Origin of the sequence: Kitasatospora sp. NPDC057015, from assembly GCF_042673745.1 — a bacterium.
GTDB lineage: Bacteria > Actinomycetota > Actinomycetes > Streptomycetales > Streptomycetaceae > Kitasatospora.
Map to the genome: position 1 here is coordinate 83,143 of NZ_JBHUSG010000032.1, position 17,814 is coordinate 100,956.

General features: G+C 73.2%; 12 protein-coding genes. 5 read left to right on the top strand and 7 right to left on the bottom strand.

Annotation, left to right across the window (positions count from 1 at the left end):
* Window positions 1-57 precede the first annotated feature (57 nt).
* Together ACFTWP_RS26355 and ACFTWP_RS26360 are read right to left on the bottom strand one after the other, a co-directional pair.
* The gene (locus tag ACFTWP_RS26355) at window positions 58-807 is read right to left on the bottom strand and encodes a hypothetical protein (protein WP_380267308.1); all 750 of its coding nucleotides are present in this window, start codon (window positions 805-807) and stop codon (window positions 58-60) included.
* A complete protein-coding gene (locus tag ACFTWP_RS26360) occupies window positions 808-2,322 on the bottom strand; it encodes a toll/interleukin-1 receptor domain-containing protein (RefSeq protein WP_380267309.1) in 1,515 nt (504 codons plus the stop codon).
* A gap of 116 nt (window positions 2,323-2,438) precedes the next feature.
* Between ACFTWP_RS26360 and ACFTWP_RS26365 the strand changes: the two genes are divergently transcribed.
* The gene (locus tag ACFTWP_RS26365) at window positions 2,439-3,251 is read left to right on the top strand and encodes an inositol monophosphatase family protein (protein WP_380267310.1); all 813 of its coding nucleotides are present in this window, start codon (window positions 2,439-2,441) and stop codon (window positions 3,249-3,251) included.
* A 116-nt stretch (window positions 3,252-3,367) separates the two neighbouring features.
* On the opposite strand, the gene glnA is transcribed toward ACFTWP_RS26365, so the two are convergent.
* Window positions 3,368-4,729, bottom strand: coding sequence for a type I glutamate--ammonia ligase (gene glnA, locus ACFTWP_RS26370; protein ID WP_380267311.1), 1,362 nt, complete (start codon window positions 4,727-4,729; stop codon window positions 3,368-3,370).
* A gap of 334 nt (window positions 4,730-5,063) precedes the next feature.
* Here glnA and ACFTWP_RS26375 point away from each other — a divergent pair, with 334 nt between their 5' ends.
* On the top strand, window positions 5,064-6,818 hold the full coding sequence (locus ACFTWP_RS26375) for an NAD+ synthase (protein ID WP_380267312.1): 1,755 nt from the start codon (window positions 5,064-5,066) through the stop codon (window positions 6,816-6,818).
* Between the two features lie 57 nt (window positions 6,819-6,875).
* Here ACFTWP_RS26375 and ACFTWP_RS26380 read toward each other — a convergent pair whose 3' ends face one another.
* The 3 genes from ACFTWP_RS26380 to ACFTWP_RS26390 form a co-directional block, all read right to left on the bottom strand.
* Window positions 6,876-7,931 (bottom strand): endonuclease/exonuclease/phosphatase family protein, encoded by a 1,056-nt coding sequence (locus ACFTWP_RS26380; protein ID WP_380267314.1) that lies wholly within the window; start codon window positions 7,929-7,931, stop codon window positions 6,876-6,878.
* Window positions 7,932-8,099: 168 nt separating this feature from the next.
* Complete coding sequence (locus tag ACFTWP_RS26385; protein ID WP_380267315.1) at window positions 8,100-8,765, bottom strand: TetR/AcrR family transcriptional regulator; 666 nt, start codon at window positions 8,763-8,765, stop codon at window positions 8,100-8,102.
* A gap of 281 nt (window positions 8,766-9,046) precedes the next feature.
* A complete protein-coding gene (locus ACFTWP_RS26390; RefSeq protein ID WP_380267317.1) occupies window positions 9,047-10,645 on the bottom strand; it encodes an MFS transporter in 1,599 nt (532 codons plus the stop codon).
* Window positions 10,646-10,992: 347 nt separating this feature from the next.
* Between ACFTWP_RS26390 and panB the strand changes: the two genes are divergently transcribed.
* The 3 genes from panB (at window position 10,993) to ACFTWP_RS26405 (ending at window position 13,921) form a co-directional block, all read left to right on the top strand.
* Window positions 10,993-11,865: a 3-methyl-2-oxobutanoate hydroxymethyltransferase gene (gene panB, locus ACFTWP_RS26395; RefSeq protein ID WP_380267318.1), complete on the top strand. Its 873-nt coding sequence runs from the start codon at window positions 10,993-10,995 to the stop codon at window positions 11,863-11,865.
* 209 nt (window positions 11,866-12,074) lie between these two features.
* Window positions 12,075-13,097: an ATP-binding cassette domain-containing protein gene (locus ACFTWP_RS26400; RefSeq protein ID WP_380267319.1), complete on the top strand. Its 1,023-nt coding sequence runs from the start codon at window positions 12,075-12,077 to the stop codon at window positions 13,095-13,097.
* Entirely contained in the window at window positions 13,094-13,921 is an 828-nt protein-coding gene (locus ACFTWP_RS26405; RefSeq protein ID WP_380267320.1) for an ABC transporter permease, read from the top strand. The genes ACFTWP_RS26400 and ACFTWP_RS26405 overlap by 4 nt, the downstream gene beginning before the upstream one ends.
* Window positions 13,922-14,031: 110 nt before the next feature.
* On the opposite strand, the gene ACFTWP_RS26410 is transcribed toward ACFTWP_RS26405, so the two are convergent.
* A complete protein-coding gene (locus ACFTWP_RS26410) occupies window positions 14,032-17,541 on the bottom strand; it encodes a BTAD domain-containing putative transcriptional regulator (RefSeq protein WP_380267322.1) in 3,510 nt (1,169 codons plus the stop codon).
* Window positions 17,542-17,814 lie beyond the last annotated feature (273 nt).

Genomic DNA, 17,814 nt, shown 5'->3' on the forward strand with positions numbered 1-17,814 from the left:
GGAGCCTCGCACGTGCGCCCCCGCGGGCCCGCCCGCCGGCGGGCGGGCCCGCGCAGCTCAGCCGGACGCCTCCGCGGCAGGTCGGCGCCGCGCCGGCGGCACTCCGGTGCCACCGGCGGCGGGCAGCGGCCCGCCGATCATCGCGTCCGCGGCCGAAACCCCGGCGAGGCTCGCGAAGCCCTCGGCGTACTCGTACATGCGGGCCTGCAGGGAGCGCAGATCGGCCCGGCAGACGGGCCCCTCGGGCCAGGAGGACTCCGGCTCGCCCGGGTGCGCCTGCTCGAACTCACGGAGTCTGACGTGCCACTTGGCCAGGAACGGACGCAGCTCGTTGTTGAGCATGGCGATGGCGAAGTGCTCGACCGTGCGTCCGTCGCCGACCGGCACGGACGGGCGGCCGGACTTCAGCGTCTCCCTGGTGGTGGCGAAGAGGCCGTAGAGGGAGGTCAGCGACTCGCGCAGGATGCCATCCTCCTCCTGCAGGGGCTGGATCGAGATCCGGGTCACGGTCTCCACGAACAGCGTCCAGGCCACCTGCCGGGACTCGTCGTTGACCACGAACCGCAGCTCGCTGAGGTGCGGGATCATCACCGTGACCTCGGCGAGGCGGGCCGCGCGGCCGTACAACTGGAAGGCCAGCAGGCTGGCGCCGCCGGCGACGGCGCCGGTCACGGTGGCCAGCACCAGCCCGTCGGCACGGGATAACGAGAAGATCGCCCACCCGGTCACCGAACCGGCGACCATACCCGCCAGCAGCTGCGCCGCGCGCCGGCGCAGCACCCGCCGCGCGCCATCCAGGATCGTCATCTATCGGACCTCTCCGGTCGGGGTGGGCGTGAACACGGTGGTGCCGGAGTCGAGTTCCAGCTCCCGCAGGACCCTCCGGGTGTCGCGCGTCACCGCGCGCTTGCCGTAGGCGCGGACCAGCGCCAGGTAGAAGAGCGCCGGAGCGATCGGTGTCCAGGCGTCGCGCCGGTCCTCCCGCAGCAGGTAGCCGACGACGTCCTTGACGGTGAACGGGACGAACTCGTGGTGGTCGTGCTCCCAGCGGTCCGGCACGCCCTGGCTGCGGCGCTCCTGGAGCTGGGCGGCCGTGACCGTGCGCAGCCTCGCGAGGAACCCCGCACCCCACTGCTGGAGCTGCACGTCGATGCCGAAGAACATCAACTCCATGCTGCACTCGTGCTGTTGGATGCTGAGCTCCTCCTCCAGACCGCGCCGGGCGACCCGGAACAGGTCGGGCGGGGTGCGGCCCTGGGAGTCGAGGTCCCGCGAGAGCGCCTCGTTCGCGGAGGAGCTCCACAGCCCCGGCAACGACCCGACCCGGCCGCTGCGGCGGGACACCACGAGGTGGTTGTCGCTGGTGACCACCGCGACGTTGATGCCGAAGCTGCAGCTCAGGAAGGCCGGTGCGTCCTCGGGGTCGATGCCGTCCAGATAGCGGCTGCGCGGAGTGGTCCCGTCCGGGAGGACGCGGTCGAGCTGCTGGGTGGCCAGGAAGGTGTAGTAGTCGGCCTGTTGGAGCCGCAGGCAGAGATCGGGGCTCTCGTCGGTCGGCGTGCGCCCGATCGACAGGCCCGACACCGCGTAGCTGTTGCCGTTCCAGCGGTGCGGCAGGCCCCGGGCGCGCCGCTGCTCCTGCTCGGTCCGGATCTCCTCGTACCACGGCACCATGTCGTCCGGGAGTTCCACGAAGGCGGGTTCGACCTCGACCCGGACCCGTTGCGGGGTCAGCGGTTGCTGGCCGTCGCCCTCGACGAGGCGCCAGGTCGTCCTGAGCGGACCGAGGGTGAAGCAGTCCCGGCTGCGCGCGTTGTCCACGTGGAGCACCTGGTCACCGACCCGCTGAGGCGGCACGGGGTACTCCGCCGTCAGAGGGCTCGTCAGGCGGCGTACCAGCTCGCGCTCCAGCTCGCTCGACGCCATGCCGACGAGACGGATCGGCGTGACGCTGGCCAGCAGTGGCTTCGAGTCCATCTCCGCGTTGCATTCCTCCAGTATCAGGGGCACCACCCGCCCCTGGGGATCCCCTCTACGGCCGAACATCAGCCGGTACTCGTGGGCTGTGTAGGACGAGGGGTCGAAGTAGTTCGGCGTGGCGATCACCAGGATCCGTTCGCTCGCCCCGATCGCCTGCTCCATCCACGGGAGGAACTCCGCGCCGGAGGCCAGCCTTTCGAGGTCGATCACCACCGAGAAGCCGTTGGCGACGAGTACGTCCCGGATCTGCCGGGCGACGACCTCGTCCCTCCGGGCGTAGCTGATGAAGAAGTCGAACTCCCGTTCCGCGGCGTCCTCGCCGGTCCAGCTTGCGGTCACCATGTCGACCGGTCGCTCCTCTCCCCCTGTGACGGTATGTCAGAAGCGTAGGGTTGGCGGCGGCCGAACAGATCGGTTTCGGCCAGGAAGACAGCGAAGTCAGGAAGGCGGAGCCAGACGTGACCATCCCCGCGGACCCCCCGCTCCCGTCCGGGCCGGCCGACGCCCCCTCCCGCGCGGAGGACCTCGAACTCGCCCAGCAGCTGGCCGATCTGGCCGGTGAGATCGCGCTCCACCACTTCCGCCGGGCCGAACCTCGGGTGAAGGCCGACCGCAGCCTCGTCACCGAGGCCGACCTGGAGATCGAGCGCGAGATCGCCCGGCTGCTGGCGTCGAGGCGCCCCGGTGACGGGCTGGTCGCGGAGGAGTTCCACCAGGACACCGCCGGGCCCCGGCGCCGCTGGGTCGTCGACCCCGTCGACCACACCAACAACTACGCCCGCGGCCACCCGGCGTTCGCCACCCTGATCGCCCTGGTCGAGGACGACCAGCCGGTCGTCGGTGTGATCGGCGCACCGGCGTTGGAGCGTCGTTGGTGGGGGGCCGCCGGACTGGGCGCCTACGCCGACGGCCGCCGGATGGAGGTGTCGACCGTCTCCGACCTGGCCGACGCCCATCTCAGCTTCTCGCAGCTGGAGGCGTGGCGGGACCGGGAGCTGCTCGACCGACTGGCGGACCTGGTCGGCGCGGTGCGGTGGAGCTTCGGCTCGGGCGGCTGGCTCGGCCAGATGTGGGTCGCCGAGGGGAGCTTCGACCTCAGCCTGGACTCGACCGGGCACCTGTGGGACCTGGCGGCCAGTCAGATCATCGTCGAGGAGGCCGGCGGGGTCTTCACCGACCTCCGGGGAGTCCGGACGGCCGGCAACGGCGCCGCGGTGGTGGGAAACCCCCGGCTCCACCCGCTGGCGCTGGACCTGCTGCGGCGGCCGTAGCGCGGCGGGCGGACGGCCCGGGAACGGCCCGGGGCGAGTGGAACGGCCCCGGGCCGGCGGTACGGATCCGCCGGCCCGGGGCGTCCACTCGCCCCGGTGAGTACTCCGACCTGCGGTTACAGCACCTGGAGGTTCTTGCGCAGCTCGAACGGCGTGACCTCGGAGCGGTACTCCTCCCACTCCTGGCGCTTGTTGCGCAGGAAGAAGTCGAAGACGTGCTCGCCGAGGGTCTCGGCGACCAGTTCGCTGCGCTGCATCAGGTCGATGGCCTCGCCGAGGTTCTGCGGCATCGGCTGGATGCCCATCGCCCGACGCTCGGAGTCGGAGAGCGCCCACACGTCGTCGTCCGCGCCGGGCGGCAGCTCGTAGCCCTCCTCGATGCCCTTGAGGCCCGCCGCCAGGGTCACGGCGTACGCGAGGTAGGGGTTGCAGCCGGTGTCCAGCGAGCGGACCTCGACCCGGGTGGAGCCCTGCTTGCCGGGCTTGTACATCGGGACCCGGATCAGCGCGGAGCGGTTGTTGTGGCCCCAGCAGATGTACGACGGGGCTTCGCCGCCCGCGCCGGCCGTGCGCTGCGAGCCGCCCCAGATGCGCTTGTAGGAGTTCACCCACTGGTTCGTGACGGCGGCCGTCTCGGCGGCGTGCCGCAGCAGGCCGGCGATGAAGGAGCGGCCGGTCTTGGAGAGCTGGTACTCCGCGCCGGACTCGTGGAAGGCGTTGCGGTCGCCCTCGAAGAGCGAGAGGTGGGTGTGCATCCCGGAGCCGGGGTGCTGGGAGAACGGCTTGGGCATGAAGCTGGCGTGCACGCCCTGCTCCAGCGCGACCTCCTTCATGACCAGACGGAAGGTCATGATGTTGTCGGCGGTGGAGAGCGCGTCGGCGTAGCGCAGGTCGATCTCCTGCTGGCCGGGGGCGCCCTCGTGGTGGGAGAACTCCACCGAGATGCCCATCGACTCCAGCATGGTGATGGCCTGGCGGCGGAAGTCGTGGCCGACGCCGCGCGGGGTGTGGTCGAAGTAGCCGGACTGGTCGGCCGGGATCGGCGCGGTGCCGTCCCCCGGGAGGTTCTTCAGCAGGAAGAACTCGATCTCGGGGTGGGTGTAGAAGGTGAAGCCCAGGCTGGAGGCCTTCTCCAGGGTGCGCTTCAGCACGAACCGCGGGTCCGCGTAGGAGGGCGAGCCGTCGGGCATCATGATGTCGCAGAACATCCGGGCGGTGCCCGGGGTCTCGGAGCGCCACGGCAGGATCTGGAAGGTCGTCGGGTCCGGCTTGGCGATCATGTCGGACTCGTAGACCCGGGCGAAGCCCTCGATGGCCGAGCCGTCGAACCCGATGCCCTCCTCGAAGGCCTGTTCCAGCTCCGCCGGAGCCACGGCGACCGACTTCAGGAACCCGAGTACATCGGTGAACCACAGCCGGACGAAACGGATGTCACGCTCTTCGAGCGTACGAAGCACGAACTCCTGCTGCTTGCCCATGGGGACAGTCTCACCTCTGCTCTTTACGTTCGTGTTACGTCGGAAGCGGCTCGAAAGCGGCTGCCCCCATCATGGCGGATCACCATCGGAAATCCGACACCTGGTCGGGTGCTTCCACCTGCGGGCCACCCGCCCGCCGCACCGGCGCCGCCCACGCGCCGCCTCCTCCCGCCGGACACCTGCCGACCACCGGCCGCGCACCCGCGCCGGCGGCGCTCCGCAGCCCGTCCCGAGCCGCTCCACCGCGGTTCGACGGTCGCCCCCACTGCCGCTGCACAGCCGTTCCGGGGCCCCGCCCGAGACATAGCGTCAGATAGACGATTACACTCGGGGCATGCCCAATCTCCGTCTCGCCCTGAGCCAGATCGACCCCACCGTCGGCGACCTCACGCGCAACGCCGAGGAGGTGGTGCGCCGGAGCAGGGAGGCCGCCGAGGCCGGCGCCCAGCTGGTCGCCTTCCCCGAGATGGTCCTCACCGGGTACCCGGTGGAGGACCTCGCGCTGCGCTCCTCCTTCGTCGAGGCCTCGCGCGCCGCCCTGGTCGGGCTGGCCGCCCGGCTCGCGGCCGAGGGCCTGGGCGAGCTGCCCGTGGTGGTCGGCTACCTCGGGCGCTCGGAGCACGCCTCCGCCAAGCTGGGCCGCCCGGCCGGCTCGCCGCAGAACTGCGCCGCCGTCCTGCACCGGGGCGAGGTGGTCACCCGCTTCGCCAAGCACCACCTGCCCAACTACGGCGTGTTCGACGAGTACCGCTACTTCGTGCCCGGCGACCAGCTCGCCGTGCTGCGCCTGCACGGCGTCGACGTGGCGCTGGCGATCTGCGAGGACATCTGGCAGGACGGCGGTCGCGTCACCGCCGCCCGCGAGGCCGGCGCCGGCCTGCTGCTGGTGCTCAACGGTTCGCCGTACGAGCGGAACAAGGACGACGCCCGGCTGGACCTGGTGCGCCGCCGCGCCGCCGAGGCGGGCTGCACGCTGGCCTACGTCAACATGGTCGGCGCCCAGGACGAGCTGGTCTTCGACGGCGACTCGATCGTGGTCGGCGCGGACGGGGAGGTGCTGGCCCGGGCCCCGCAGTTCGAGGAGCGGCTGCTCGTCCTGGACCTCGACCTGCCGGCCGCGCAGGCCGACCACACCGACGGGCTGCTGCTCGCCGACGGACTCCACCTGACCCGTACCGAGCTCGGCGGCGAGGTCACCCCCGCGCCCGCCGTCCCGCTGCGCGCCGGGATCGCACCCCGGGTGGGCGACGAGGCCGAGATCTACGCCGCGCTGGTCTCCGGCACCCGGGCGTACGTGCACAAGAACGGCTTCCGGTCGGTGCTGATCGGTCTCTCCGGCGGCATCGACTCGGCCCTGGTGGCCGCGATCGCGGTGGACGCGATCGGCGCGGCCAACGTGTACGGCGTCTCGATGCCCAGCCGGTACTCCTCGCAGCACTCCCGCGACGACGCCGCCGAGCTGGCCCGCCGCACCGGACTGCAGCTGCGGACCGTGTCGATCGCCCCGATGTTCGACGCCTACATGGGCGCGCTCGGGCTGACCGGCCTGGCGGAGGAGAACCTGCAGTCCCGGCTGCGCGGCACGCTGCTGATGGCCGTCTCCAACCAGGAGGGGCACATCGTGCTCGCGCCGGGGAACAAGAGCGAGCTGGCGGTCGGGTACTCCACGCTGTACGGCGACTCGGTGGGCGCGTACGGGCCCATCAAGGACGTCTACAAGTCGCTGGTGTTCCGGCTCGCCCGCTGGCGCAACGAGGCGGCCGGGGAGCGCGGCGAGGTGCCGCCGATCCCGGAGAACACCATCGCCAAGCCGCCGTCCGCGGAGCTGCGGCCCGACCAGGTGGACACCGACTCGCTGCCGGACTACGACCTGCTGGACACCGTGCTGGACGCCTACATCGAGGACGACCGGGGCCGGGACGCGATCGTGGCGGACGGCTTCGACCCCGCCGTGGTGGACCGGGTGGTGCGCCTGGTCGACACCGCCGAGTACAAGCGCCGGCAGTACCCGCCGGGCCCGAAGATCTCCCGCAAGGGCTTCGGGCGCGACCGCCGGCTGCCGATCACCAACGGCTGGCGCCGGGGCTGACCGAGCGGCGGCCCGCCCGCCCCGCCACGGCGGCCGGGCGGGCCGCCGGGCCGGTGGCTACGCGTAGCGGTAGTCGGCGGCGATCGCGCGGTGGTCGCTGCCGTCCGCGCCGAGCACCCAGGAGCTGGTCGGCTTCAACCCGCCCTTGCTGAGGATCTGGTCGATCCGGGCCATCGGCGCCGAGGCCGGCCAGCTGAAGCCGAAGCCGTCCCCCGCCGCGCCCTGGGCGGAGCGCATCTGCGAGGTGACCGGGGCCAGGCTGCGGTCGTTCATGGTGCCGTTGAGGTCGCCGAGCAGCAGCACCTTCTTCAGCGGTTCGGCCTGCACGGCGTCACCGAGCGCCTGGGCGCTGACGTCCCGGCGGTCGGCCGTGAACCCGCCCTCGGACTTCACCCGAACGGAGGGCAGGTGGGCCACGTACACCGCCACCGGCCCCTGCGGGGTGGTGACCTGGGCGCGGAACGCCCTGGTCCAGCCGATCTTGATGTCCACCACGCTCACACCGCTGATCGGGTACTTCGACCAGAGCCCGACGGTGTTCTGCACCACGTGGTACGGGTACGCCTCGGCCAGCCCGCTCTCGTAGCTGCGCAGCGGCTTGCCGGCCAGCTCCTGCAGGGCGACGATCTGCGCGCCGGAGTCGTTCAGCAGCTTCACCGTGCCGGGCACGTCGGTGTTGGCGGCCGCCACGTTGTGGCTGAGGACGGTCCAGTCGCCCTTGCCGCTGCTCTTGTCGGTCAGCAGGCCGCCGAAGAGGTTCAGCCAGACCAGGCTGGGCAGCAGCAGCACGACCAGCGCCGTCACCGAGCGCCGCCAGAGGGCCAGCAGCAGCAGGACCGGCACGGCCAGGCCCAGCCAGGGCAGGAAGGTCTCCAGCAGGCTGCCGAGGTTGCCCACGCCGTTGGGCACCTGGGAGTGGAAGGCCAGCAGCGCGGCGGTGAGCAGCGCCAGGACGGCGAGGATCCAGCCGCGCCGCCAGCCGGACCGGCCCCGGTCGTCCCGGCCGAGGCTCCAGCCGCGGCCCCGGCGCGTGCCCGGGCCGGCGCCCGACGCGTCGGCGCCCGGTGTCGCGCCGCCGTCCGCCGGTGCCGCTGCCCTGTCCGCCTGCGCCATGCGTGGCCCCTCGTTCGCTCGTCACCGTCCGACCGTGCTGCCGGTCGGCGTTCGGGCTGCTGCCGTATTTGTCGGATTCCCGGCTCAGCCTATGTCGGGTCAGACGCGACCGTGCCGCGCCGGGGTTCCGGCGCGGCACGGTTTCGTGAGACAGGCCACTGCCGCGGGCTACCCGGCGTCGGGCCAGGGGCCGGCGACCCCGGCCAGCAGCGCGTCGACCATCGTCTCGGCCAGCCGGGGGTCGCTCAGGTCGGAGTCGTCCCAGAGCACGGTGCGGACCAGGATCGGCCCGAGCAGGATCTCGGCGAGCAGGTCCTCGCCGAGGTCGGCGCGCAGTTCGCCCTGCGCGACCCCCCGGCGGATGACCGCGCGCAGCAGCTCGCGGCGGGGCTGCAGCACCCGCTGCTTGTACGCGGCGTGCAGCTCGGGCCAGCTGTTCATCTGGCCGAGCGCCGCCTTGAGCACCCAGCGCGAGCGCTTGGCCAGCCCGCGCCGGCGCATGTAGTCGATCATCTCGACCAGGTCGGTCCGGACGCTGCCCCCGGTCAGCTGCGGCTCCGGCGCCTCCAGCCGGGCCACCACGTCGACCAGCAGGGCCTCCTTGTTGGGCCAGCGCCGGTAGATGGTGGCCTTGCCGACCCCGGCGGCCGCGGCGATGCCCTCGACGGAGAGCTGGGACAGGCTCGCGCCGCCCTCCATCAGCTGCTCGACCGCGGCGAAGATGGCCTGCTCGGCCGCCTCGCTGCGCGGCCGGCCCCGGCGCGGCGCGTCGCAGGACTCCTCCGGGGAGAAGGCGCAGTCGTGCTCCGCCGAGGCCCTGGTGTCCGTGTCCATCCCCGCTCTTCCTTCTCCCTCGGTACGCGCCGACTCCCCGGTGCCCGCCCGGCCGGCCCGACCGGCCCGACCGTCGCCCTCGCCGGCCGGCGCGGCGGCGACGGCCCGCAGGCGGTGCCGGCCCCGTCCCCCGGGGCCGGGGGACAGGGCCCATTCTCCACCTACCGCCTTAAGCCCCGGCAGGCCCGCCGGCCACGGCGTCCGCGGTCGGGCGTCCGCGGTCGGGCGTCGGCCGGCTCGGGCGTCGGCCGTCAGGCGTGGGCCGGTCAGGCGTCGGCCGGTCAGGCGTCGGCCGCCTCCGGCGTGAGCGGGCGGACCGGCTGCGGCGCGGCGGCCGGGCCGCCCGGCAGCTTGGCCGGCAGCAGGAACCAGGCCAGCAGGACGCCGACCACGGTGACCCCGGCCGAGAGCGAGGCGACCACGTGCATGGCGTGGATGAAGGAGTCCTTGGCGGGGGCGACCAGCGCGGCGCCCGCCGGGCCGAGCCGGTCCGCCACCGCGAAGGTGGCCTCCAGCGACTCGCCGGCCTTGTCCCGCAGGCCGGGCGGCAGCTGCCCCAGCCGGTCCGAGACGCCGTCGCGGTACACCGTGGAGAGCACCGCGCCCAGGACGGCGACACCGAGCGAGCCGCCGACCTGGCGGAAGGTGTTGTTGAGCGCCGATCCGGCGCCCGCCTTCTCGCGGGGCAGCGAGGCCATGATGGCCACGGTGACCGGGGGCATCACGTGGGCCATGCCGGTGCCCATCAGGAAGGAGATCGCCACCAGCACCCAGATCGGGGTGTCGGTGTCGAGCAGCAGGTAGCCGAGGAAGGCGACGGCTATCAGCGCCATGCCGCCGGCGCAGGTGGCGCGGATGCCGAAGCGGTCCACCACCAGCCGGGCCCGGGGGGCGAAGAGCAGCTGGGCGACGGCCAGCGGCAGCATCAGCACACCGGCCATCAGGGCGCTGTAGCCGCGGACGCTCTGGGTGTAGAAGACGCCGAAGAAGGAGACGCCCATCAGCGCGAAGAACACCAGCCCGATGACCGTGACGGAGGAGCTGAACACCTTGTTGCGGAACCAGCCGATGTCCAGCGCGGGGTGCTCGGTGCGCCGCTCGTGCCAGACGAAGGCGGCCAGCGCCAGCAGGCCGAGGAGCAGCGGCGACCACGCGGCGACGGCGGTGAAGTCGGCCAGCTCGCCGCCCTTGATGATCCCGTAGATCATGGCGACCAGGCCGATGATGGACAGCAGCACGCCCAGCGGGTCGAGCCGGCCGGGGTTCGGGTCCTTCGAGTCGGGGACGAGCAGCGCCATGGCGACCAGGGCGACGACCACGATCGGGACGTTGACCAGGAACACCGAGCCCCACCAGAAGTGCTCGATCAGCAGGCCGCCGGTGATCGGGCCGATCGCGATCGCCAGGCCCACCGCGCCGGCCCAGATGCCGATCGCCTTGGGCTGCTCGGAGCGCTCGAAGACGTTCATGATGATGGCCAGCGTGGCGGGCATCACGAAGGCCCCGCCGAGGCCCATCACCGCGCGGAAGGAGATGAGTTCGCCGGGCGAGGAGGCCAGCGCGGAGAGCAGCGAGCCGAGGCCGAACACCAGCATGCCGGCCAGCAGCGACTTCTTGCGGCCGAAGCGGTCGCCGAGCAGGCCGGCGGTGAACAGCAGGCCCGCGAAGACCAGCGTGTAGGAGTTGATCGACCACTCCAGGTCGCTCTGGCTGGCGCCGAGGCCGGTCGGAGCGGGCGAGGCGATGGTCTTCATCGCCACGTTGAGGATGGAGTTGTCGAGCACGACGACGAGCAGGGCGAGCACCAGGGTGCTCAGGATGACCCAGCGGCGGCGGTGGATGGCTTCCGGCACTCGGGGTGGCACGGTTGCGGTGGTCATTGGCGTTCCCGTCCCTCTGTGAAAACACTGGCGGGACTTTCCGAGACGATGACGTCTCGCAACCCCCTCGAACAGCGTAGCGTCGATTTCGATACGAGACGAGTCCGTATCGTAAAGCCGAGGCAAACTTCCGTCCGGACCCCCGGGGGGTGTCCCGGCGGCACGGTCGGGGGTCCCGGCGACACACCCGGGGGCGGTATCAGGCCGCGACCCGGGCCCCTGTGCCGCAGATCGCACCCCATGGGCCGCACGCCTCTTTGCGCGCGCGTCGAGCCGTGCAAGCATGGAGGTGATCCGGGGACGCCGTACGGCGCCACGAGACCACAACCCTCTCAGGAGCCTGTTCGATGAACGCTTCTTCGCCCACGCCTGCCCCGACCCAGGCGTCCACCACCGCCACCCTCTACGGCGGTGTCACCAACCGACGTGTCACCGTCCGCGACCTCGCCGCCGCGAAGCAGCGCGGTGAGAAGTGGTCGATGCTCACCGCCTACGACGCCCTGACCGGCGGCGTCTTCGACGAGGCCGGCATCCCGGTGCTGCTGGTCGGCGACTCGGCCGGCAACTGCCACCTGGGCTACGAGACCACCGTGCCGGTGACCATGGATCAGATGGTGATGCTCTCCGCCGCCGTCGTCCGGGGCACCCGGCGCGCGATGATCGTCGCCGACATGCCCTTCGGCTCGTACCAGGAGTCCCCCGCCCAGGCCATGCACAACGCCGCCCGCCTGATGAAGGAGGCCGGCGTCGGCGCGGTGAAGCTGGAGGGCGGCGAGCGCAGCGCCCGCTCGATCGAGCTGCTGGTCGAGGCCGGTGTCCCGGTGATGGCGCACATCGGGCTGACCCCGCAGTCCGTCCACGCGTTCGGCGGCTACCCCGTCCAGGGGCGCGGCGACGAGGCGGCGCACCAGCTGCTGCGCGACGCCAAGGCGGTGCAGCAGGCGGGCGCCTTCTCCGTCGTGCTGGAGGCCGTGCCGGCCGAACTCGCCAAGCAGGTCACCGAGCAGCTCGCGATCCCGACCGTCGGCATCGGCGCGGGCGTCGACACCGACGCCCAGGTGCTGGTCTGGACGGACATGGCCGGCATGACGGCCGGCCGGGTGCCGAAGTTCGTCAAGCAGTACGCCAACCTGCGGGCCGTGCTCGGCGACGCCGCCCGCGAGTTCGCCGCGGACGTCTCGGCCGGCAGCTTCCCGGCGCCGGAGCACACCTTCAAGTGACCGCGGCCGAACAGCGCTCGGCATGAAGGAACGGCAGGTGGCGGGCCCGGCAGGGGCCCGCCACCTGCCGTTCCCGCTGCCCGGCGGGCGGGGCGGCGGACAGGCGTGACGGCGGAGTGCCGGCGGGCGGCCGCGGGCGTGACAGCGAGCTGCCCGCCCCGACAGCAGGCTGTCAGCGCTCTGACAGTGGGGCCGGGCAGTCTCGGAGCATGACACGAATCGCCACCCCCCGGAACGACCGGGCCCCCGCCGATCCGGGCAACGCCGTCGAGGTCCGCGGCATCGTCAAGCACTACGGGCAGACCAAGGCCCTCGACGGCGTCGACCTCACCGTCCGCCCGGGCACCGTGCTCGGCGTCCTCGGCCCCAACGGCGCCGGCAAGACCACGCTGGTCCGCATCCTCTCCACGCTGATCAAGCCGGACGCCGGCACCGCCTTCGTCGGCGGCTACGACGTCGTGCGCCAGCCCAAGCAGCTGCGCCGCACCATCGGCCTCACCGGCCAGTACGCGTCCGTCGACGAGATGCTCTCCGGCTACGAGAACCTCTACCTGATCGGCCGCCTGCTCGACCTCTCCCGCAAGGACGCCAAGGAGCGGGCCACCGAGCTGCTGGAGCGCTTCTCGCTCACCGAGGCCGCCAAGCGCACCGCCAAGACCTACTCCGGGGGCATGCGCCGCCGGCTCGACCTGGCCGCCAGCATGATGGGCCGTCCCAAGGTGCTGTACCTGGACGAGCCCACCACCGGCCTCGACCCGCGGACCCGCAACGAGGTCTGGGACGAGGTGCAGCGGATGGTCGCCGAGGGCGCCACCGTCCTGCTGACCACGCAGTACATGGAGGAGGCCGAGCAGCTGGCCGACGAGCTGACCGTGATCGACCGCGGCCGGGTGATCGCCGCCGGCGGCGTCGCCGAGCTCAAGGCCCAGGTCGGCGGCCGGACCCTGCAGGTCCGTCCCGTCCATCCCGCCGAGCTGCCCGAGATGGCCCGCTGCCTGCGCGAGAGCGGCATCGCCGCCGCCACCTTCTCCACCGACACCGGGCTGCTCTCCGTCCCGATCGCCGGCGAGGAGGAACTGACCGCCGTGGTCGGGGTGCTGGGCACCCGGGGCTTCGGCATCGCCGGGATCGACACCAAGGTGCCGAGCCTGGACGAGGTCTTCCTGACCATCACCGGCAAGCCCGCCGTGGCCGACGCCGCCCCCGCCCCCGTGAAGGAGCCCGTCGCATGAGCACCGCGACCCTGACCCCGCCCGCGGTCCGCGCCCCGGCCGCCGACCCCGACCAGCGCATCGGCCTGCGCTCGACCTTCCGCCACATCGGCGCGCTGACCCGCCGCAACCTGATGCGGATCAAGGCCGACCCGGAGTCGATGTTCGACGCCGTGCTGATGCCGATCATCTTCACCGTGCTGTTCGTCTACGTCTTCGGCGGCGCGATCTCCGGCAACCAGGACGCCTACAAGCAGTACATGATCCCGGGTCTGCTCGGCCAGACCGGCATCACCCTGGCGATGGCCGTCGGCACCGGCCTGAACAGCGACTTCCAGACCGGGGTGATGGACCGCTTCCGGACCCTGCCGATCGGCCGCTCCGCCGTCCTGGTCTCCAAGATCGCGGCGGAGACCTGCCGGGCCCTGCTCTCCTTCACCATCCTGATCGTCTTCGCGCTGATCCTCGGCTTCCAGGTGAAGACCGGCCCGCTGGAGGTGCTGGCGGCCATCGGCCTGTCCCTGCTGTTCGGCATGTCGATGGTCTGGATCTCGATGCTGCTGGGCATGGCGCTGCGCAGCGCGCAGGCCGTCCAGGGGGTGGCGATGCTGGTGATCATGCCGCTGCAGTTCGGCAGCTCGATCTTCGCGCCGACCGACTCGATGCCCGGCTGGCTGCAGTCGTTCACCGACTACAACCCGCTGTCCGCCCTCGCGGACGCCTGCCGCAACCTGCTCAACGGTGGGCCGCTGACGCACTCCGTGCTGATCGTGGTCATCTGGTCGGTCACCGTCACCGCGATCTTCGCGCCGCTCGCCGTGGCCCGGTTCCGCAAGCGCACCTGACCGCCGGCCGGAGCGCCCGGCCTCGAAGGCCCCGAACGCCCTGACGGCTCCGACAGCCGCAGGGCTTCGGGGCGTTCGGGACCTCTGACACCACGGGCAGGCCGGGCCTCTCAGGCCTCGATGCCCCGCGCCCGCAGCACCTCGCTGATCGAGTCGAGCAGCCAGGCCGTCCCTTCGGTGGCCGAGGAGACGTCCTCGGCGTACGCCGCCTCGAACGCCTCGTCACCCAGCATGCTCCGCAGCCGCTGACAGGTCTGCTGCCGGTCCAGCACCTCCAGCGGACCGCCCTTGGGGCCGTTCATCCGCTCGTGCCGGCCGAGCAGCCGGACGGCCACCCGCGCGCACTCCAGGTCACCGTCGCGTTCGGCGAAGGCGCGCAGCACGCCGGCGGCCGCCGGCACCAGCAGCACCGTCATCTGCTCGGCGAAGATCCCCGCCTGGCCCTTCACCTCGCGCAGTCGGGACCAGCCGTCCAGCAGCAGCCGCAGCCCCTCCTCCGGCCGGCCGGACCGGGCGACCACCCAGCCGCGGGTGCAGGCGATCATCGACGGCACCACCTCGGGCACCAGCGGGCCGAAGGAGTGCTGTTCGGTGTCCAGCAGATCCAGCTCGTGCAGCGCCCCGGGGAAGTCCCCCCGCACCATGCGCACGCCGCAGAGCACCAGCCGGCCGTACAACACCGCGCCGTTGCCGCCCTGGTGGCCCTCGCCGAGCGTGTCCAGCGCCGCCCGGACCTCCCGCTCCCCGGCCTCCACGTCCGTGCCCATCATCGTGTTGCCGAGCTGAACCCTCAGTATCGGCACCTCCTGCGGCGCGCCCAGCTCCTGGGCCAGCCCGATGGCCTCGCGGTACGCGGCGGCGGCCTGCTCCATCTCCCCCGCGGTGGCGAGCGACTCGCCGCGGGCGGCCAGCGCCTGCGACATCCCCCAGCGGTCGCCGGCCCGGGTGAACAGCGCCAGGGACTCCTCGCCGTCCCGGATCCCGTCCGCCAGGCCGCCGGACCAGTCGTTCATCATCTTGGCCCGGATCTGCAGGATGAACGCCAGGTCGCTGGTGCTGCCGTGGACCCGGCAGCCGGCCACCGCGTCGTCCAGCATCTCCTTCATGTCCTCCAACTGGCCGGCCAGGAAGGCCGCGAAGACCCGCATCAGGGCCGGGAAGCGGTAGGACTGGGGCAGGTCCCGGGTGTACGTCCGGATGATCCGGCGGGCCAGGTCGGTGGCGTCCTGGTCGCCCAGCACCTCCAGGTTGCCCTCGAACAGGCTTATCAGCCGGTTGATCCGCAGCTGGCGGCGGGCCTCGTCCAGGACGGCCGGGGCCATCGGCAGCGGGCAGTGCAGGATGTCGGCGGCCAGCGGTTCGGGCGCGGGCGCCCCGTCCGCGAACGGGTCCGGGCCGAGCCGGGCCACCGCGTCGAACCAGGTGTGCGCCTCCGCGCTGTAGCCGCGCAACGTCCAGAACCAGCTCATGCCGAGGGCCAGGACCAGCGCGTCCTGCTCCTCACCGCGGTCGACGGCGCGCCGCAGCGCCGCCCGGATGTTGTCCCGCTCCCGCTCCAGCGTGCCGAGCAGGGCCATCTGCCGCGGGCCGTAGCGGTCCGGCTCGGAGTCCCGGAGCAGGTCGCGGTAGTGCCGCAGGTGGCGGAGGTGGACGTCGTCGGCGGGGGCCTGCGCCAGCCGCTCGGCCGCGTACTCGTGGATGGTCTCCAGCATCCAGTAGCGCGGCGGCCCGTCGGTGTCGAGGCCGGCCACCACCAGGGACTTGTCGACCAGGGAGAGCAGCAGGTCGGCGACCTCCGCGCGGGGCACATCCGCCTCGTCGGAGCAGACCGCCTCGGCGTCCTCCAGCGTCCAGCCGCCGGCGAAGGCCGACAGGCGGCGCAGCACGGCGCGTTCGTGCTCGCCCAGCAGGTCCCAGCTCCAGTCGACGACGGCGCGCAGGGTCTGCTGGCGGGGCAGCAGGGTGCGGCTGCCGGCGGTGAGCAGGGCGAAGCGGCCGTCCAGCCGGTCGGCGATCTGGCGCGGCGTCATCACCCGCAGCCGGGCGGCGGCGAGTTCGATGGCGAGCGGCAGACCGTCCAGCCGGCGGCAGATCTCCGCGCAGGCCTCCGGATCGGTCGCCGGGTCGAAGCCCGGCCGGGCGGCGGCGGCGCGCTCGGCCAGCAGGCGCAGCGCGACCGGGTCGGGCAGCGGTTCGACCGGCAGCACCGTCTCCCCGGGCACCCCGAGCGGCTCCCGGCTGGTGGCCAGCACCGTCAGGCCGGGGCATTCGGCGAGCAGCCGGTCGGCGAGGTCGGCGGCGGCCTGGATCAGGTGCTCGCAGTTGTCGAGCACGATCAGCATCCGGCGCCGGCCGCAGTGGTCGACGATCCGGCGGACGGGGTCGTCGGGGGCCCGCTCGATCACCTCGACGACCTTGTTGCCGGTGTGCAGGACCGTCTCGCGCAGGCCCAGCGCGGAGAGCACCGCGCCGGGAACGGCCTCCGGGCTCTCCAGCGGGGCGAGTTCGGCCGCCCAGACGCCGTCCGGCCAGTGCCCGGCGGCCTGTTCGGCGCGGCCGGCCTCCACCGAGAGGCGGGTCTTGCCGGAGCCGCCGGGGCCGGTGAGCGTGGTGAGCCGGCCCGCCGTCAGGGCGGCCCGGAGCGCGGCCAGGTCGGCCTCCCGGCCGACGAAGCTGGTCAGCCTGGCCCGCAGGTTGCCGGCGCGCGGGGCGGGCTGCGGCGGCTGGTCGCGGAGCGCCGGCTCCTCGCCGGGTGACTGCTCCCGCGGGAGTCGGGGGGCCGGCGAGCCCGCCGCGGCCGGGCTCGGGGCCACCGGCGGGGCGGCCTGGTCGCGGCCGGCCGGGGCCGGGCTCCGGTCGCGGTCGGCCGGGGCGGCGGTCGGGTCGTGGTCGGCCGGGTCGTGGTCGGTCGGGTGGAGCAACTCCCGCTGGAGCCGGCGCAGTCGGCTGCCCGGGTCGGCGCCCAGCTCGCTGGCCAGCGCGCGCCGTACCCGCTCGTACTGGCGCAGCGCCTCCGCGCCGCGACCGCTGTCGTGCAGCGCGCGGATCAGCAGGTACTGCACCTGCTCGTCCAACGGGTGCTGTTCGGCGAGCCCGGCCAGTTCGGCGGTGACCTCGGTGGCGCGGCCGAGGCCGAGGTCGGCGGCGATCCGGTCCCGGCGGACCTCCTCGCGCTGGACCTCCAGCCGGACGGCCGGGCCGGCCCGGTCGGGCAGGTCGGCGAGCGCGGCGCCGCGCCAGAGGGCGAGCGCGTCGCGCAGCCGCTCGGCGGCGAGGGCGTGGTCGCCCGCCTCCAGGGCCCGGCGGCCCTCGGTGGACAGGCGCTGGAACTCGGCGAGGTCGGTGTCCGGGCCGGTCAGCCAGTACCCGGCCGGGCCGGAGCCGATCTCGGCGCGGCCGACCGTCCGCCGCAGCCGTCCGACCAGGGTCTGCAGCGCGGCGGACGCGTCCTGCGGCGGCTCGTCGCCCCAGACCTCCTCGACCAGCAGGTCGGCGGAGACCGGCCGGCCGTGCCGCAGGGCGAGCGCCGCGAGCAGGGCGCGCAGCCGGGCGCCGCCGAGCGGGATCGCCGTCCCGTCGTCGTGGTGGGCCGTGGTGGTACCGAGGATGCCGTAGTGCACCCGCCCATTCTGATCGACGCCCGGCACCCCGCACGCCCATATATGCGGTGGACGGCGTCCGGTCCACCGGAGGGACGGGTTCCGGGGCCCGGTGGCCGGCCGGGGGCACACCGGGCCCGTCGCCCGCGGGCGGGGCAGGAACCCGCCGCGCCGTCCCGTACGTTCACCCGGGGCGGCTTGTCCGGGCCGGGGCGGCCGGGCATGATCGGTCCCCTGCCCTCCACGGGCACCCGTGCCCGTCCGCGCCCCGACCCCGACCTCCGGAGCAGACCC

Excerpts from the sequence above, each read along its gene's own strand:
- ACFTWP_RS26355 (WP_380267308.1), bottom strand. The coding sequence starts at position 807 with ATGACGATCCTGGATGGCGCGCGGCGGGTGCTGCGCCGGCGCGCGGCG.
- ACFTWP_RS26360 (WP_380267309.1), bottom strand. The coding sequence starts at position 2,322 with ATGGTGACCGCAAGCTGGACCGGCGAGGACGCCGCGGAACGGGAGTTC.
- glnA (WP_380267311.1), bottom strand. The coding sequence starts at position 4,729 with ATGGGCAAGCAGCAGGAGTTCGTGCTTCGTACGCTCGAAGAGCGTGAC.
- ACFTWP_RS26375 (WP_380267312.1), top strand. The coding sequence starts at position 5,064 with ATGCCCAATCTCCGTCTCGCCCTGAGCCAGATCGACCCCACCGTCGGC.
- ACFTWP_RS26380 (WP_380267314.1), bottom strand. The coding sequence starts at position 7,931 with ATGGCGCAGGCGGACAGGGCAGCGGCACCGGCGGACGGCGGCGCGACA.
- ACFTWP_RS26385 (WP_380267315.1), bottom strand. The coding sequence starts at position 8,765 with ATGGACACGGACACCAGGGCCTCGGCGGAGCACGACTGCGCCTTCTCC.
- ACFTWP_RS26390 (WP_380267317.1), bottom strand. The coding sequence starts at position 10,645 with ATGACCACCGCAACCGTGCCACCCCGAGTGCCGGAAGCCATCCACCGC.
- panB (WP_380267318.1), top strand. The coding sequence starts at position 10,993 with ATGAACGCTTCTTCGCCCACGCCTGCCCCGACCCAGGCGTCCACCACC.
- ACFTWP_RS26400 (WP_380267319.1), top strand. The coding sequence starts at position 12,075 with ATGACACGAATCGCCACCCCCCGGAACGACCGGGCCCCCGCCGATCCG.
- ACFTWP_RS26405 (WP_380267320.1), top strand. The coding sequence starts at position 13,094 with ATGAGCACCGCGACCCTGACCCCGCCCGCGGTCCGCGCCCCGGCCGCC.